Raw genomic sequence first — 19,039 nt, 5'->3', positions numbered from 1 at the left:
GGGATGGCCGTCCAGGGTGACACCCAGCAGCTCCTGCGCAGGCGTGGCATGTCACCGATGGACCCGGAACTCGCCGTACGCGTACTCGCATCGGCTATCGACGCCGACGAGTCGGGACTCACCGTCGCCGACATCAACTGGGCTGTTTTCGCCGCCTCGTTCACCGCGATCCGCCCGAGCCAGCTCCTCACGGAGCTGCCCGAAGCCGACAGCACCCCATCGACGTCGGACGACGACACGGGGTCGACCGGTCTGCGGCAGCAGCTCCACGGGATACCGGACGGGCAGCGCCGTCAGCGGGTGCTGGACGTGGTGCGCACCCACGCGGCAGCGGTACTCGGGCACACCGGTTCGGAGTCGGTGGAGGCGTCACGGGCGTTCCGTGACCTGGGCTTCGACTCCCTCATGGCCGTCGAAGTCCGTAACCGCCTCCAGTCGGTCACGGGCCTGCGGCTTCCCTCCACGCTCGTGTTCGACCACCCCACACCCCTGGTGCTGGCCGAGTTCCTCCTGGCCGAACTCTCGGAGATCGAACCCGGCGCACCGTCGCAGGCACGACCGGCGTCCACGGCGATCGGCGACGACGAACCGGTCGCGATCGTGGGGATGGCCTGCCGCTTCCCCGGGGGTGTGACCTCCCCCCAGTCCTTGTGGGACCTGGTCGAGAGTGCGGGCGACGCGGTCGGACCGTTCCCCACCGACCGCGGCTGGCCTGCGTCCATCGCCGGCTGGGGCGCATTCCTCGACGACGCGGACAGGTTCGACGCCGACCTCTTCGGCATCAGCCCCCGCGAAGCCCTCGCCATGGACCCACAACAACGCCTCCTCCTCGAAACCGCATGGGAGACCTTCGAATCGGCAGCCCTCGACCCGCAGGTGCTGCGTGGTTCCTCGACCGGCGTGTTCGTCGGCGGCACCACATCCGGCTACGGCACCGGGACACAGATGCCACAGGGCGCGGAAGGCCACCTGCTGACCGGCAACGCAACCAGCGTCATGTCCGGGCGGGTCTCTTACGCGTTCGGCCTGGAAGGCCCAGCTGTCACCGTCGACACCGCGTGCTCCTCGTCCCTGGTCGCGCTGCACCTGGCGGCGCAGGCTCTGCGTACCGGTGAGTGCGACATGGCCTTGGCGGGTGGTGTGACCGTCATGGCCAGCCCCGGGGTGTTCGCCGAGTTCGACCGGCAGGGCGGACTCGCCTCCGACGGCCGCTGCAAATCCTTCGCCGCCTCCTCCGACGGCATGGGCTGGGGCGAAGGCGTCGGCCTCCTCCTCGTCGAACGCCTCTCCGACGCCCGCCGCAACAACCACCACATCCTCGCCGTCCTACGCGGCAGCGCCGTCAACCAAGACGGAGCCTCCAACGGCCTCAGCGCCCCCAACGGCCCCTCCCAACAACGCGTCATCCACCAAGCCCTCACCAACGCCCACCTCACCGGCGCCGACATCGACCTCGTCGAAGCCCACGGCACCGGCACCCGCCTCGGCGACCCCATCGAAGCCCAAGCACTCCTGGCCACCTACGGCCAAACCCGGGGCGAGGGCAACGAACCCCTCTGGGTCGGCTCGATCAAATCCAACATCGCCCACACCCAGGCCGCCGCAGGCGTCGCCGGTGTGATCAAGATGGTCATGGCCCTGCGCCACGGCCTGATGCCCGCCACTCTCCACATCGACGCGCCCACCCCCCAGGTCGACTGGTCAGCGGGTGCGGTGGAACTCCTCACCGAAGCACGCCCCTGGCCCGACACCGACAACCGGCCCCGCCGCGCCGCCGTCTCCTCCTTCGGCATCAGCGGCACCAACGCCCACGTCATCCTCGAACAAGCCCCGGAACCGGAACCCGAACCGGCTGTCGTCACACAGCAGGCACCAGGGCTCGTGCCCTGGGTGGTCTCGGCAAAGTCCGAGGCCGCGCTCCGGGCACAGGTCGAACAGCTGCGATCCTTCGTCGCGGACAGACCGGAACTGGACCCGGTGGACACCGGCTGGTCCCTGGCAACCACCCGAAATCAACTCCCCCACCGCATCGTCCTGGGCAACGGTGACGTGCTCGCCACGGGTATCGCCGCCGAAGGCAGAACCGCCTTCCTGTTCACCGGCCAGGGCTCCCAGCGCACCGGCATGGGACTCGGACTCTACGAGCAATTCCCGGTATTCGCCGCAGCCTTCGACGCGGCCTGCGCCCGCCTCGACATACGGCTGGAACGCCCACTGCGCAACGTCCTGACCGACGGCACCGACCTCAACCGAACAATGTGGGCCCAGGCCGGGCTGTTCGCCCTTGAGGTCGCGCTGTTCCGGCTGGTGGAGTCCTGGGGTGTCACCCCGGACGTGCTCCTGGGCCACTCCCTGGGCGAGATCACCGCAGCCCATGTCGCAGGCATCCTCGACCTCGACGACGCATGCACCCTCGTCGCCGAACGCGGCCGACTCATGCAGGCACTCCCCCCCGGCGGCGGCATGCTCGCCGTCCAGGCCACCGAAACCGACATCACCGACACCGGCCTGGACATCGCCGCCGTCAACGGCCCCCACTCCGTAGTCCTCTCCGGCTCCACCGAAGCAATCGAGCACTACGCGGCACAGTGCGCCCAGCAGGGCCGCCGCTTCAACACCCTGTCGGTGTCGCACGCGTTCCACTCCGCCCTCATGGAACCCATGCTGGACGAGTTCGCAAACGTCCTGGCCGGACTGTCCTTCCACCCCGCCCGGATACCGATCGTCTCGAACCTCACCGGAGCCATCGCCGAACCCGGCGCCATGCAACATCCGAACTACTGGCTGAACCAGGTGCGGCAACCGGTCCGCTTCGCCGACGGCATCACGACACTCGAAGCGATGAGCGTGACCCGCTACCTCGAACTCGGCCCGGACGGCGTGCTTGCCGGCATGGCCCAGGAAACCGCTGGTGACGCGACGTTCGCCCCGCTCCTGCGCAAGGACCGCGACGAGACTGACACCGCGCTCACCGCGATCAGCCGCCTCTGGGCCACAGGCACCGAGATCGACTGGACCGCCGTCTTCGCCGGCTGGGGCGGCCGGGTGGTCGATCTGCCGGCGTATGCCTTCCAGCGAGAGCGGTACTGGCCGGAGCCGGTTGCCGCTATCACTGGCGGCGAGGTGGCCGAGACAGGTTTCTGGGACGCCGTCGAACGCGGAGACCTCCAGCGACTGGCCGCTGAGCTGGAACTGCCCGAGACCCCCACCGCGCTCGGCGACGTGCTCCCCGTGCTGTCGGCCTGGCGCCGAAGACGACGCGAGCGGTCCGTCGTGGACTCCTGGCGGTACCAGGTCACATGGAAGCCACTCACCGGTCTTCCGTCCACGGGTTCCTTGACGGGAACCTGGGCGGTCGTCGGTTCCGGGCGGACGGACGTGGCCGCAGCACTGACCGGCGCCGGCGCCGCGGTGATCTGCGTTCCCCTTGACGAAGGTTCGACAGGGCGGCAGGAGCTGGCGCTCGCGCTCGAACGGCTTGCCGCTGAGGCCCCCGACCTGTCCGGTGTCGTGGTGCTGGCAGATGCGGTCGAGGCCATGCCGGCGCAGGGTGGGATTCCCGCTCCACTCGCGGTGGTGCTGTCGCTGGTGCAGGCGTGGGCTGATGCGGGTGCTGCCGTGCCGTTGTGGGTGGCGACCTGTGGTGCGGTGTCGGTCGGGCCGTCGGATCCGCTGCTGAGCCCTGATCAGGCGGCGGTGTGGGGTCTGGGCCGGGTCGCGGCGCTGGAGTTCCCGCAACGGTGGGGCGGTCTGGTGGACCTGCCGGCCGAGCTGGACGCCCGGGCGGCCGGTCGGCTGGTCGGTGTCCTGGCCGATGGTGGCGAGGACCAGGTCGCCGTTCGTGAGTCCGGTGTCCACGGCCGACGCGTGGTGCGGGCCGAGCCCGTGGCAACGCCCAGCGGGACATGGAGTCCGTCGGGAACGGTACTGGTCACGGGAGGAACCGGTGCGCTGGGCTCGTTGGTGGCCCGGTGGCTGGCCGGCCGGGGCGTGCCGCATCTGGTACTGACCAGCCGCGGCGGTGTCGCCCCCGAAGGCCTGGTCGAGGAACTCTCCGTGCTCGGTGCGCAGGTCACCGTTGCGGCCTGCGATGTCACCGACCGGGACACGCTCGCCGAGGTGATCGCCGGTGTTCCCGCCGATGTGCCGCTGACCGGCATCGTGCACGCCGCAGGGCTGGACGTTCCGCAGCGGCTGGAAGAAACCGATCCGCAGGTGTTCGCTTCCGTGCTTCGGGCGAAGGCCCAGGGGACGGTGCATCTGGACGAGCTGACGGCCGGCCTGCCGATCGATCTGTTCGTGGTGTTCTCATCCATCTCGGCGACGTGGGGCAGCGGGGGCCAGGGGGCGTACGCGGCAGGCAACGCCTTCCTGGATGCCTGGGTGCAGCACCGTCGCGACCGTGGACTAGCGGGCACTTCGGTGGCATGGGGTCCGTGGGCCGAGGTGGGTATGGCCACGCTGGGTGAGACGGAGGGTTATCTGCGTCGGCGGGGGCTGAACACGATGGACCCCGCGTTCGCGCTGCGGGCACTGGCCCGGGCGATCGACGCAGGGCCGGGCACCTTGACGGTGGCCGACGTGGACTGGGCCGTCTTCCTGCCGGCCTTCACCTCCGCCCGGTCCAGTGCGCTGCTCGCCGACCTGCCCGAGGCCACCGGCCTGGCCGTCGCTGCCGTCGACGGTGCTCTCGGCGCAGAGCTGCCGTTGCGCAAGGAACTGACGGCCGTGTCGGAGGTACGGCAGCAGGAGATACTGCTGGGCCTGGTACGGGAACACGCTTCGACCGTGCTGGGTCACTCCAGCGCGCAAGCGGTGGAACCCGGCCGTGCCTTCCGGGATCTGGGCTTCGACTCGCTGATGGCCGTCGAGCTGCGCAATCTGCTGTCCACGCACACGGGCCTCGCCCTGCCCGCGACGCTGGTGTTCGACTACCCCGCGCCGCGAGTGCTGGCCGAGTACCTCCAGTCCCAACTGCTGGGCGCGGCGCAGCCGGTGGAACTGGCACGGACCCGGGCGGGGGCGGCCGACGAGCCGCTGGCGATCGTAGGCATGGCCTGTCGCTACCCGGGCGGCATCACATCGCCCGAACAGTTGTGGGACCTGGTGGCTGGTGGGCAGGACGGTCTGTCGGTGTTCCCGGTGGACCGCGGCTGGCCGGTGGAGGTGTCAGGGATCGCGGGTGGTCTCGGCGGGTTCGTCGAGGACGCGGCCGGGTTCGACTCCGGCCTGTTCGGGATCAGCCCGCGTGAGGCACTGGCCATGGACCCGCAGCAGCGCCTGCTCCTGGAGACGGCGTGGGAGACGTTCGAGTCGGCCGGAATGGATCCGCAGTCACTGCGTGGCCGCGGTGTCGGTGTCTTCGCCGGCGCTTCTTCGTCCGGATACGGAGTCGCCGGGGTACCGGGTACCGAAGGCCACCTGCTGACGGGTACCGCGGGCAGCGTCATCTCCGGCCGCCTCTCGTACACGTTCGGGCTGGAAGGCCCGGCCGTGACGGTCGACACGGCGTGTTCGTCATCGCTGGTGGCCCTGCACCTGGCCGCCCAGGCACTGCGTGGCGGCGAGTGCGACGTGGCACTGGCCGGCGGGGTGACGGTGATGGCCACACCAGGGGCGTTCATCGAGTTCGACCGGCAGGACGGGGTGGCCGGCGACGGGCGGTGCAAGGCGTTCGCGGCGGCCGCCGACGGAACGGGCTGGGCCGAGGGTGTCGGTCTGGTGATGCTGGAGAGGCTCTCCGACGCTCGGCGTCACGGGCATCAGGTACTGGCGGTCGTGCGCGGCAGTGCGATCAATCAGGACGGTGCGTCCAACGGGCTGACAGCACCGAACGGCCCCTCCCAGCAGCGAGTGATCCAGCAGGCCCTGGCGAACGCCCGGCTGACCGGCGCCGACATCGATACGGTCGAAGCCCACGGCACAGGCACACGGCTGGGTGACCCGATCGAAGCCCAGGCGCTCCTGGCCACCTACGGCCAGGACCGCGGGGAGAGCAACGAGCCGCTGTGGCTGGGCTCCATCAAGTCGAACATCGGCCACACCCAGGCCGCCGCCGGTGTCGCGGGTGTGATCAAGATGGTCATGGCGATGCGGCACGGGGTCATGCCCGCCACCCTGCACGTCGACGAGCCCACCCCCCAGGTGGACTGGGCGGCAGGTGCGGTGACACTGCTGACCGAAGCGCGTCCCTGGCCCGGGACCGACGTTCGCCCAAGGCGTGCGGCCGTGTCCTCCTTCGGGATGTCCGGGACGAACGCACACGTGATTCTGGAGCAGGCACCGGTGCGGGAGCAGGAGCCGGAGGTGGTTCCGCAGCCGGCCGGTCCGGGTGTGCTGTCATCTGCTTCAGGTGTGTCGGCGTGGGTGGTGTCGGCGAGGTCCGCGGAGGCGTTGCGGGCACAGGCGGAGCGGTTGCGGTCGTTCGTGGTGCAACGGCCGGAGCCGGCCGTGGCGGACGTGGGCTGGTCGCTGGCCACGGGCCGGGCTGCGCTGAAGCATCGTGCGGTGGTGGTGGGTGAGGGCCTGGACGAGCTGCTGGCCGGACTGTCCGGAGTCGTCGAGGGGGTCGGCTCGGGTTCCGCGGACGGCGCGGGTTCTTCGGGTGGTGTGGTGTTCGTGTTCCCCGGCCAGGGTGCGCAGTGGGTGGGGATGGCGCGGGAGTTGTGGGAGTGCTCGGAGGTGTTCCGGGAGCGGTTGACGGAGTGCGAGGCGGCACTGGCACCGTATGTGGACTGGTCGTTGTCGGAGGTGCTGCTGCAGGACGGCGACCTGGGCCGGGTGGACGTGGTCCAGCCGGTGTTGTGGGCGGTGATGGTCGCCCTGGCGGAGGTATGGCGTTCGGCGGGTGTGGTGCCTTCGGTGGTGGTCGGTCACTCTCAGGGTGAGATCGCCGCCGCATGTGTGGCCGGCCGGCTGTCGGTGGAGGACGCGGCGCGGGTGGTGGCGCTGCGGTCGAAGGCACTGGTCTCGGTGGCCGGAGGCGGAGGCATGGTGTCCGTCGCAGCGGGCAGGGCGGCTGTCGGGGATCTGGTGTCGGGCTGGGCGGGGATATCGGTCGCGGCCGTGAACGGCCCCTCGTCCACCGTCGTGTCCGGGGAAGCCGGTGCCCTCGATGACCTGGTGGCCGAGTGTGGGAGGCGGGGGATCCGAGCGCGGCGGATCGCGGTGGACTACGCGTCTCACTCCTCACGGATGGAGGAGCTGCGTGAGCGGATCCTGACGGATCTGGCGGGGCTGTCATCGACTGACGGCGGCACGGTGACGATGTTCTCCACGCTCACCGGCCGACTGGTGGAGGGGCGCCTGGACGCGCAGTACTGGTTCGACAACCTGCGCTCCACGGTGGAGTTCGAGGACGCGGTCCGCACGCTGCTGGGACAGGGGATGCGTACCTTCATCGAGGTGAGTCCGCACCCGGTACTCACGGTCGGCATCGAGGAGACCGTCGAGGCGGCGGATGTCCAGGCTGCGGTACTGGGCACGTTGCGGCGCGACGAAGGCGGGCTGCGCCGGGTACTGACCTCCCTGGGCGACGCGTGGAAAGCCGGTGTCGACGTCGACTGGCCCGCCGTACTCACCGGTCGGCGCACCCAGCTCCCGACGTACGCCTTCCAGCGGGAACGGTACTGGCCGCAGCCGGTGGAGACGGGCACCGCCGACCTGGTGGACGCCACGTTCTGGGACGCGGTGGAGCGCGGGGACCTGGAGGAACTGCCCGGACTCGAATCGGCTCTTCCGGCCCTGTCCGAGTGGCGACAGCGCCACCAGCAGCGTTCGCTGCTCGACTCGTGGCGTTACCGGGTTCTCTGGAAGCCGGTCGCTGATCTGCCCGTCGCCACGGGCTCCCCCGGTACCTGGCTGCTCGTCACGTCGACCGATGATCCGCGGTCCGAGATCGCCGCTGCCCTGACCGACGCCGGTGCCACCGTCGTGCGCCTGCCTGTCGACGCTGCCCACATGACCCGGCAGGGCCTGGCGGGGCAGCTGAAGCACGCGCTCGTCGAATCCGACGCGCTCGCCGGAGTGGTGTCGCTGACGGCGCTCGGTACGCAGGACGAGAAGGCGGGAATCGAGGGCACTCTGGAGCTGACCCATGCGCTCCGCGACGCCGGTGTCGACGCTCCGCTGTGGTGCGTCACCTCGGGCGCGGTGTCGACCGGCGCGTCGGACCCGGTCCGCAACCCCGCGCAGGCGCTCGTCTGGGGCCTCGGCCGTGCGATCGACCGTGCCGGATCGACCCGTTGGGGCGGCCTGATCGATCTGCCCGAGGAGCCGGCCGCCCGCCACTGGCCGCTGTTCACCGCCGCGCTGCTCGCCGGACCCGAGCAGATGGCGATCCGTGACGGCCGACTGCGGGTACCCCGGCTGGTGCCGGACCTGCCGAACCCCGTGACCGACGGCGAGCCGGTCCACTGGCCCGAGGCCGGCACCGTACTGGTGGCCGGAGGCACCGGCGTGATCGGGGCGGGAACGGCCCGTTGGCTCGCCGACCACGGGGTGAGGCACCTGCTGCTCACCGGACGGGAGGGGGCGGAGGGCCCCGGCGTGACCGAGCTGGTCGCCGACCTGACCGGGCGTGGAGCGCAGGTGACGGTCGTGGGCTGCGAACCGGCGGACCGTGCCGCTCTGGCCGGGGTCATCGCGGAGATCCCCGGCGAGCAGCCGCTGGCCGCTGTCGTGTACGCGCCCGAGATCAACTCGGACACCGAGCCGTCGGCCCTGACATCCGCCGGTATCGAGGTGATCGACCACGTCGTGGCCGGGGCCAGGCACCTGCACGAGCTCACCATCGGTCTCGACCTGACCGCGTTCGTACTGCTGGCCTCGGTCGGCGGGGTCTGGGGGGACGCCCGGCAGGTGACCCGGTCGACGACCGGTGCCTACCTCGGCGCCCTCGCCGCACACCGGCGCGCGGGGGGAACTGCCGCGGTCTCGGTGGCCTGGGGGCCGTGGACGGACTCCGCCGCCGGTGATCCGGAAGAGCTGGACCGGCTGCGGCAGAGCAATCTGCGGGCGATGCCGCCGGAGGCAGCGACAGATGTCCTCGGGCGGCTGCCGGTCCGGTCCGACGGCCTCGTCGTCGTGGCCGACGCCGACTGGCCCCGGTTCGCTGCCGCGTACACGCAGGACCGTGCCCGGCACCTGCTCGACGACCTGCCCGAGGTGCGCCGCCTGCGCGACATCGGCACGACGGCCGGTGGTGGCGACGGTCCCGAGGATCTCCGCGAGCGGCTGGAGCAGCTGCCACGCGCGGAGCGGCGCCGCGTGATCCTGGACCTGGTCCGGGCGCACACGGCCGACGTGCTCGCCTACACGGACGTGGAGGCCGTCGAGGCGGAACGCGAGTTCCTCGAGCTGGGTATGAGCTCCCTGACGGCCGTCGAGCTGCGCAATGCCCTGCAGCTCGTCATCGGTGTGCCGCTGAGCAGCGCGATCGTGTTCGAGCACGGGACACCGGCCGCACTGGCCGCACACGTGCAGCAGCTGCTGCTCGGCCCCGACACCGACGACGCCGAGGCCGGCGCCGACGCCGGGCCCCGCGGCGGTGGAATCCTGCGGTCGCTGCTGCAGGAGGCCGCGCGTGAGGACGCGTTGGGCAGGTTCATGGAGTTCCTCATGGAAGCGGCGAGCTTCCGCCCGAAGTTCGAGCACCCCGACGAACTCCAGACGTCGCCCGATCCTGTCTTCCTCGCCCGGGGTGACGGGCGGCTGAGGATCGTCGGCCAGTGCGGCACCTCCGCCGTGGCGGGACCCCATGAGTTCGCCCGGTTCGCCACACCGTTCCGCGGGCAGCGCGACGTCATCGCGCTCCCGGTGCCCGGCTACCGGGACGGCGAGCTGTTGCCGTCCGGTCCCGACGCCGTACTGACCTGGCAGGCGGAGACCCTGCTGAAGGCCGTGGGCGACGATCCGTTCGTGATCGTCGGACACTCCGGCGGCGGTCTGTTCGCCCACGCGCTCGCCTACCGGCTGGAACAGATGGGCGTCGTGCCGGCCGGTGTCGTCCTCGTCGACGCCTATCTGCTGAACCAGCCGGTGTACGAGGAGTGGAAGAACGAACTCAACGACGGCATGTTCCAGCGTGAGGACCTGTACGTGCCCATGAACGACATCCGCCTCACCGCACAGGCCTGGTACGGCAGGATGTTCGCGCTGTTCCAGCCCCGGGAGATCCAGGCTCCGACGCTCGTGGTCAGGGCTTCGGAGCCGATCGGGGAGTGGAACCGCGATGAGGACTGGCGGGCCTCGTGGAGCCTGCCGCACACGACCGTCGACGTGCCCGGCAACCACTTCACGGTCATGCGCGAGCACGGCACGACGACCGCCATGGCGGTCGGCAAGTGGCTGGAGGAACTCGGCTGAGAAGGAACTCGGCTGAGCGTGTCGGCGGTGGGCTACGGCCCGCCGCCGGCCGGTCGCGGTAGCGGCGAGGCAGCCACGGAAACAGCCGGGCACCGGCCGTGAACGGCCGGGCGGTCGCGGTCACGGCAAGGCGCCCGGAGGGCGGGCGCCGGGTGGTTCCAGGACGGGCCCTCAGCCGACTACCGGCGGTACGCGACCCGCAGCGGGAGGCTCTTGAGTCCGAGGACGAAGCTGAAGCGGGTGTGCCACCGCAGGTCGTCCGTGGCGAACTCGATGGTCTCGTACCGCCGGAGGAGTTCGGTCAGGGCCATGGTGACCTCCGCCTTGCCCAGCATCGCGGCGATGCAGGCGTGCGGGCCCGAGCCGAAGGCGAGCGACCTCACCCCGGTGCGGCGCACGTCCAGCCGGTCCGGGTCCTCGAACCTGGCCGGGTCGCGGTGTGCCGACCCGGTGATGCCGAGCACCGAGGAGCCTGCCGGGATGACGGTGCCGTCGAGGACCAGGTCGCCGCTCAGCTGCCGGGCGATGATCTGCACCGTGGCGTTGTACCGGGCGAGTTCCTCGAAGGCGGGTTCGATGAGTTCGGGGTGCTCCCGCAGGATCCGCAACTGGTCCGGGTGCGTGAGCAGCGAGTGGACCGCGTTCCCGATGACGTTGACCGTGGTCTCGTGGCCGGCGTTGAACAGCAGCAGCACCTGGGCGATGACGTCCTCGTCGCTGAGCCCGTCGCCGTTGGGGTCCTTCCGCATCAGCATGGAGAGGACGTCGTCGCGGGGGTGGCTGCGCCGGAGCTCCATCTGCTCCCGGATGTAGGCGTTGAACTGGGGTTCCGCCTGATTCATCGCGATGCGCATCCGGGGGGTGATGAGGGGGTCGACGATGTTCGCGATGGCGTTCGTCCACTCCAGGCAGCGCCCGGCGTCCTCGACCGGGATGCCGAGCAGCCCGCAGACGATGGCGATCGGCACCGGCGTGGCGAACTGGCCGATCAGGTCGACCTCGCCCTCGCCCAGCTCGTCGATCAGGCTGCTGACGATCCGGTGGATCTCCGGCCGCAGCCCCTCGACGGCGTTCGGGGTGAGTGCCCGGGCCACCAGTCGGCGCAGCCGCCGGTGCTCGGCACCGTCCTTCACCACCATCCACCGCCGCATGCTGCGCATGGCGGGGGCGTCCCGGCCGCCGCGCAGGGCGGTGAACAGGGGGTCCTCGGGGGCGGCCGCCGATGTCTGCGGCGCGCGCAGGAAGGCATCGACGTCGGCGTAGCGGGCGAGTGTCCAGAAGCCGTGCGGTGAATGATGGATCGGCTCTGTTTCGCGCAGCCGTCGATAATAGTTGTACCGGTCGTTCATCAGGGCCGGGTCGGTCAGGTCGAAAAGCATTCGGGCATTGTCCACTTGTCGCCCAGCCAATCCGATCGGAAGCAGCGGAAAAAGCGTATGAGAAAGACGGACGACGTCAACCCCTATTTGTCCCCCTAGAGTTCTCAGGGTTCTGACCAGCCTGGCAGGGGTTGGTTCCCGCCCTCTGCGGTGACTAGCCTTCCCCCCGACCGGGGTCTGTTCATGAGGTCCCGGGCAAGCGACAGCCGACCGCTGCGTCGTCCTCGGAAATGGGGTTTCCTTCAGATGGTGGACGACGGAACGCTGCGTGAATACCTGAAACTTGTCACCACGGATCTGCACCGGACCAGGCAGCGGTTGCGCGAGGCCGAGAAAGAAAACCGGGAGCCGATCGCCGTCGTCGGAATGGGCTGCCGTTTCCCCGGCGGGGTGCGCACGCCCGAGGACCTGTGGCGGCTCGTGCTCGCGGACGGCGATGCCGTCGGTCCGTTCCCCGAGGACCGCGGCTGGCAGCTCTCCGGACTGCTCGGCGCGGACGCCGGCTCCGCCGGTCCCGACTCCGGGGAGTCCGGCGGCTACGTCCGGGAAGGCGGTTTCGTCGACGACGCCACCCGTTTCGACCCGGGGTTCTTCGACATATCGCCGCGCGAGGCCCTCGCCATGGACCCGCAGCAGCGGCTGCTGCTGCAGACGTCCTGGGAGGCCGTGGAAGCCGCGGGTATCGACCCGTCGTCGCTGCGCGGCAGCCGCACCGGTGTGTTCGTCGGCGCCAACGACCAGCACTACACCTCGCTGCTGGCCGGCGCGGAGCAGGACAACCAGGGATATCTGCTGACCGGTGGCGCGACCGCCGTGATCTCCGGCCGGGTGTCCTACACGCTGGGCCTGGAGGGGCCCGCGGTCACCGTGGACACGGCTTGTTCGTCGTCGCTCGTCGCCCTGCACCTGGCGTGCCAGTCGCTGCGGCGCGGCGAGAGCACCCTCGCGCTCGCCGGCGGTGTGACGGTGATGGCCACGCCCGGTGTGTTCGCCGAGTTCAGCCGGCAGGGCGGACTGGCCGCCGACGGCCGGTGCAAGTCCTTCGCGGCGGCGGCCGACGGCACCGGCTGGTCCGAGGGCGTCGGCGTCCTGGTGGTGGAGCGGCTGTCCGACGCGCTCCGGCTGAACCACCCGGTGCTCGCCGTCGTGCGCGGTTCGGCGGTGAACCAGGACGGCGCGTCCAACGGGCTGACCGCCCCCAACGGGCCCTCGCAGCAGCGGGTGACCCTCCAGGCCCTGGCCGACGCTCGTCTGGCGCCCGGTCAGGTCGACGCCGTCGAGGCGCACGGCACCGGCACGAGCCTCGGCGACCCGATCGAGGCCCAGTCCCTGATCGCGGCCTACGGGCAGGACCGGTCGGCCGACCGACCGCTGTGGATCGGCTCGGTCAAGTCCAACATCGGCCACGCGCAGGCCGCCGCCGGCGTCGCGTCGGTGATCAAGATGGTGCAGGCGCTGCGGCACGGCGTCCTGCCGCGGACCCTGCACGTCGACGAGCCCACCGGGCACGTCGACTGGACCGCCGGCTCCGCCAGGCTGCTCGCCGAGGCCCGCGACTGGCCCCTGACCGGCGAACCCCGCCGGGCGGGCGTCTCCTCGTTCGGGCTGAGCGGTACCAACGCCCACCTGATCCTCGAGCAGGCGCCCACGCCGGAGCCGGAGGCGGCACCGACCGGCACCCGTAGGCCGGCCGGCACGCCGCTGCCGTTCCCGGTCAGTGCCAGGACGGCGTCCGCTCTGCCCGGCCAGGCCGCCCGGTTGCGGGCACGGGTGGCGTCCGAGCCCGGACTCGACCTCACAGACCTCGGCCACGCGCTGGCGACGACCCGCGCGGCATTGCCGCACCGCGCCGTCGTGACCGCGGGCGACCGCGACGAGCTGCTCGACGCCCTCGCCGCCGTCGAACAGGGCGCGGATAGCGCCCGGGTGCGGTACGGGGTGGCCCGCGGGACACGGCCGGCGGGGAAACTCGCGATGCTGTTCACCGGGCAGGGCGCCCAGCGGGCCGGCATGGGACGCGAGCTGTACGCCGCGGAGCCGGTGTTCGCCCAAGCACTGGACGAGGTGTGCGAGGCCCTGGACCCGCACCTGGGGCGCCCGCTGCGCGAGGTGCTGTTCGCCGAACCTGGATCGCCCGAGGGCGAGCTGCTGGACCGTACCGAGTACGCCCAGCCGGGGCTGTTCGCGATCGAGGTCGCGCTCCACCGGCTGTTCACGCACTGGGGCGTCGCCCCGGATTACGTGCTGGGCCATTCCGTCGGCGAACTCGTCGCCGCTCATGTGGCCGGGGTGTGGTCGCTGCCGGATGCCTGCGCCCTCGTCGCCGCCCGGGGCCGGCTGATGCAGCGGATGGCCGGGGACGGCGCGATGCTCGCGGTCCGGGCCACCGAGGACGAGGTCCGCGCGACGCTCGCCGGGGAGGCCTCCGGGGCCGTCGTCGTCGCCGCCGTCAACGGGCCGGCCGACGTGGTCGTCTCCGGCGACCGCGACGCCGTCGGCGCGCTGGCCGCCCACTGGCAGGAGCGAGGGGTGGGGACCCGGCTCCTGCGGGTGTCCCACGCGTTCCACTCCGCCCATATGGATCCGATGCTCGAGGAGTTCCGGGCGATCGCCGCCGGGCTGACGTACGGGATCCCGTCCGTGCCCGTCGTCTCGAACCTCACCGGCGCGGTGGCCGGGGCCGACGAGCTCGCCGACCCTGCCTACTGGGTCCGCCAGGTCCGCGAGGCGGTCCGCTTCGGGGACGGTGTCGCCTGGCTCGACGGGCACGGTGTGGGCCGGTACCTCGAACTCGGACCGGACGGCGTCCTGTCCGCCATGGCCGGGGAGTCGCTCGCTCACCGCGACGAACCCGCCGTCGTGGTACCGGCGTTGCGGCGCTCCCTCGGCGAGCCGGCCGCCGTGACGGCGGCACTGGCCGAGCTGCACGCGAACGGTGTGGCCCCCGACTGGACGGCCGTGTTCCCCGGCGCCACCGGCCGGCCGGTGGCGCTGCCCACCTACGCCTTCGAGGCGGAGCACTACTGGCCGCGGCTGACGTGGTCGCCCGGCGACGTGACGGCGGCCGGGCTCGGCGCCACCCGGCACCCGCTGCTGGGCGCGGGCGTCAGCATCGCCGACGGCGACGCGCTGCTGTTCTTCGGGTGGCTCTCGGCCGGCCGGCCGCAGTGGTCGGCCGACCACGTGGTCCTGGGCCGCACCGTGCTGCCCGGCACCGCGTTCGTGGAACTCGCGGTCCGCGCCGGCGACCAGGCCGGCTGCGGCCACGTCGAGGAGTTGGTGCTCGAGACGCCGCTGGCGCTGCCCGAGCTCGGCGGAGTCCAGATGCAGGTCGCTGTCGGCGCCGCCGACGCGACCGGGCGGCGGGACGTGAGCGTGTACGCGCGGCCCGATGCGCCCGCGGACGAGGGCTGGCCCGAACGCCCCTGGACCCGGCACGCGAGCGGTGTTCTCGCCCCCGAGCCGCCCTCGGGCCGGGACCCGGACAACGGCTGGTCTCGGCAGTGGCCGCCGGCCGGCGCGGTGGACGTGCCGGTGGACGGCGCCTACGAACTGCTGGAGGGCGCCGGCCTGGAGTACGGCCCGGCGTTCCGCGGCATCCGGATCCTGTGGCGGCGCGGCGACGAGATCTTCGCCGAGGTGGGCCTGGCGGAGTCCGAGGAAGCCCAGGCGCGCGCCTACGGCATCCATCCGGCGCTGCTGGACGCCGCTCTCCAGGCCCAGGCCGGGGCCGGGCCGGGCGAGCCGGGCAGGGCGGGGGTCCCGTTCTCCTTCACCGGCGTGACGTTGCGGGCGTCCGGCGCGGCGGCGCTCCGCGTCCGGCTCACACCGCTCGACGGCGGCGGCGTCGCCGTCGCGGCCGCGGACCACACCGGCGAGCCTGTCCTCTCGGTCGACCGGCTGGTCGTCCGCCCCGTGGCGGCGCCGCCCGAGTCCGCCGACCGGGCCGACGGTCTCTGCCGGCTCGAATGGAGCCCGCTCGCGACCGACCCGGATTCCGTCACCACGCGGCCCGGCGTGGTCGTGGACGCCTTCGATCCGGCCTCTGTACTCCCTGAAGGCCCACTCCCCCGGACCGTGGTGCTGCGTGTCCACGACAGTGCGACAGCGGCCGACGGGCCGGCCCGGGCACGGGTCCTCACCGGTCGGGTGCTGGGCGCGCTCCAGCAGTGGCTGGCCGACGAGCGGTGCGCCGATTCCCGTCTGGTGGTGCTCACCCGCGACGCGGTGCTCGCCGTCCCCGGGGACCGTGCCCCCGATCCGGCCGCCGCGGCGGTGTGGGGACTGGTCCGGGCCGCGCAGTCCGAGGAGCCAGGCCGCTTCGTGCTGGCGGACACCGACAGCGACGGCGTGCCCTGGGAGGCGGTCGCTGCCGCGGTCGACGCGGGCGAGCCGCAGATCGCGGTGCGCGCCGGGGCGGCATTCGCCGCCCGGCTGGTGCGGGCGGCTCATCCGTCCGGCCTGCCCGTACCGGCGCAGGCGGCGTCCTGGCGGCTCGACACCCGGGAGCCCGGCACGCTGGAGAACCTCTGGTTCGCCCCCGTGGACCCGGCGGGGCCGCTCGGTCCCGGGCAGGTCCGGGTCGCTGTGCGGGCCGCCGGGCTGAACTTCCGCGACGTCCTGTACGCGCTGGGCATGTACCCGGGCGAGGTGGAACTGGGCGGCGAGGCGGCCGGCGTCGTTCTGGAGACCGGGCCGGAGGTCACCGGCCTGTCGCCCGGCGACCGGGTCATGGGTGTGTGCACCGGCGGGTTCGGGCCGGTCGCGGTGACCGATCACCGGCTGCTCGCCCGGATGCCGGCGGACATGACGTTCGCGGAGGCGGCCGCGGTGCCGATCGCCTACGCCACCGCGTACTACGGCCTGGTGGACCTGGGCGGTCTCCAGGCCGGCGAGGCGGTCCTCGTGCACGCCGCCGCCGGCGGTGTGGGCACCGCCGCCGTCCAGCTCGCCCGGCACCTCGGTGCCGAGGTCTTCGCCACCGCCTCCCCCGGCAAGTGGGACGCGGTGCGGGCCATGGGCGTTCCCGACGACCACATCGCCTCATCCAGGGACCTCGGTTTCGAGGACGGCTTCTCGGCCGTCACCTCCGGGCGCGGCGTGGACGTCGTCCTCGACGCGCTCGCCGGCGAGTTCGTCGACGCCTCGCTGCGGCTCCTGCCGCGTGGCGGCAGGTTCGTCGAGATGGGCAAGAGCGACCTCCGGGACGCCGGCGAGGTCGCCGCCGCCCACCCCGGCGTCCGCTACCGGGCGTTCGACCTGGTGGAGGCGGGGCCGCAGCGCATCGGGGAGATCCTGGCCGAGCTGCTGGAACTGCTGCGGACCGGCGCGCTGCGGCTGCCGCCGGTCCGGGCGTTCGCCCTCCCGCAGGCACCGGACGCGTTCCGCCATGTCAGCCAGGCGCGCCACATCGGCAAGGTCGTCCTCACCGTCCCGCGGCAGCTCGACCCCGACGGCACGGTCCTGGTGACGGGCGGTACCGGTGGTCTGGGCGCGCTCCTCGCCCGGCATCTGGTCACCGCCCACGGCATCCGCAGCCTCGTCCTGCTCAGCCGGAGCGGACCGGACGCCGCGGGTGCCCGGGAACTGGCCGCCGAGCTGGCCGTGCTGGGAGCCGACGCCGAGATCGTGGCCTGCGACGCCGCCGACCGCGGCGCCCTCGCCGCCGTACTCGACGCGATACCCGGCGACCGTCCGCTGACCGGTGTCTTCCACACCGCCGGGGTGCTCGACGACAGCACCGTCGCGGCGCTGACGCCGCAGCGGCTGGACACCGTCCTGGGGCCCAAGGCCGACGCCGCCTTTCATCTGCACGAGCTGACCCGCCATCACGACCTCGCGGCCTTCGTGCTGTTCTCCTCGGTCGCCGGGACCCTCGGCGCCCCCGGGCAGGGGAACTACGCCGCGGCCAACGCCTTCCTCGACGCCCTGGCCCAGCACCGGCACGCCGTCGGCCTGCCCGCGCTGTCGCTGGCCTGGGGCGCCTGGGACGGCACCGCCGGCATGGCCGCCCGACTCACCCGGGTGGACCGCGAGCGCGTCGCCCGCTCCGGCTTCCCCTTGCTTGCCGCCGACCACGGACTCGCTCTCCTCGACGCCGCCCTGGCCTCGCCGCACGGGGCCCTGGTGGCGACGGGGCTGGACACCGCGGCCCTGACCGCGGCGGGTTCGCTGCCCCCCTTGCTGACCGGCCTGATCCGCCCCGGCGCCCGGCGCCCGGCCCGCGGCGCCGCCCCGGCCGAGGGTGCCGCGTCGGCGGACCGGCTCGCCGCGCTCGCTCCCCAGGACCGTTCGCGGTTCCTCCTCGACCTGGTCCGCTCGGCCGCCGCCGCGGTCCTCGGCTTCCCCGGTCCGCGGGCGGTCGAGGCCGGGCTGGCGTTCAAGGAACTCGGCTTCGACTCGCTGACCGCCGTCGAACTGCGCAACCGGCTGGCCGCCGCCACCGGACTGCGGCTGCCGGCCACCCTGGTCTTCGACCACCCGACCCCCCGCCTGCTGGCCGAGATGCTCGGCCGGGCCGTCGTGGGCGACCGTGAGGAGACCGCCGTCGCCCCGGAGACGGCGGGCGGGCAGGCGCCGGCCGACGACCCGATCGCGATCATCGGGATGAGCTGCCGGCTGCCCGGCTCCGCCGACACCCCCGACGAGCTGTGGCGGATCGTCAGCGAGGGTGTCGACGCCATCGCACCGTTCCCCGACGACCGGGGCTGGCGGCTCGACTCCGTCTACGCCGCCGACAGCGCCGAGGCCGGACTCAGCCGCACCTTCGAGGGCGGGTTCGTCGACGGGATGGCGGACTTCGACGCCGAGTTCTTCGGCATCGGCCCGCGTGAGGCCCTCGCCATGGACCCGCAGCAGCGACTCCTGCTGGAGACCGCCTGGGAGGCGGTCGAGCACGCCGGGATCGCCCCCGGCTCACTCGCGGGCAGCCCCACCGGTGTCTTCGTGGGAGCGGCGTCGACCGGTTACGGTGCCGGCCCGCTCGACATCCCCGAGGGGACGGGCCCGCACCTGCTGCTGGGCACCTCCACGAGCGTCGCCTCCGGCCGGGTCTCGTACGTGCTCGGTCTGGAGGGCCCCACTCTCACGGTCGACACCGCCTGCTCGTCCTCGCTGGTGGCCATGCACATGGCCGCCGAGGCGCTGCGCCGCGGCGAGTGCTCGCTGGCCCTGGTCGGCGGCGTGACCGTCATGACCACGCCGAGCATGTTCACGGACGGCAGCCAGGGCGGCGCCCAGGGGGCCGACGGCCGGTGGAAGGGGTTATACGCCCACCCCGACCGCACCCGCAGGAG

2 protein-coding genes and 1 pseudogene are annotated in these 19,039 nt (G+C 72.4%); 2 read left to right on the top strand and 1 reads right to left on the bottom strand.

What is annotated here, in order from left to right; genetic code table 11:
- Window positions 1–252 precede the first annotated feature (252 nt).
- Window positions 253–10,365 (top strand): annotated as a pseudogene (locus tag ACFW9O_RS34405) (type I polyketide synthase); the annotation flags it as partial.
- A gap of 179 nt (window positions 10,366–10,544) precedes the next feature.
- On the opposite strand, the gene ACFW9O_RS34400 reads toward ACFW9O_RS34405, so the two are convergent.
- Entirely contained in the window at window positions 10,545–11,744 is a 1,200-nt protein-coding gene (locus ACFW9O_RS34400; protein ID WP_384614873.1) for a cytochrome P450, read from the bottom strand.
- 246 nt (window positions 11,745–11,990) lie between these two features.
- Here ACFW9O_RS34400 and ACFW9O_RS34395 point away from each other — a divergent pair.
- Window positions 11,991–19,039 (top strand): SDR family NAD(P)-dependent oxidoreductase (locus ACFW9O_RS34395; protein ID WP_384614871.1); only part of this gene is annotated, 7,049 nt, incomplete at its 3' end.

The sequence above is a fragment of the Streptomyces sp. NPDC059499 genome (assembly GCF_042749285.1).
GTDB lineage: Bacteria > Actinomycetota > Actinomycetes > Streptomycetales > Streptomycetaceae > Streptomyces.
The sequence above is the reverse complement of the archived record's forward strand: the minus strand, read 5'-3'. Positions and strand labels throughout refer to the sequence as shown.

Bases quoted from the DNA above. Each gene is read 5' to 3' on its own strand.
- ACFW9O_RS34400 (WP_384614873.1), bottom strand. From the start codon at position 11,744: ATGCTTTTCGACCTGACCGACCCGGCCCTGATGAACGACCGGTACAAC.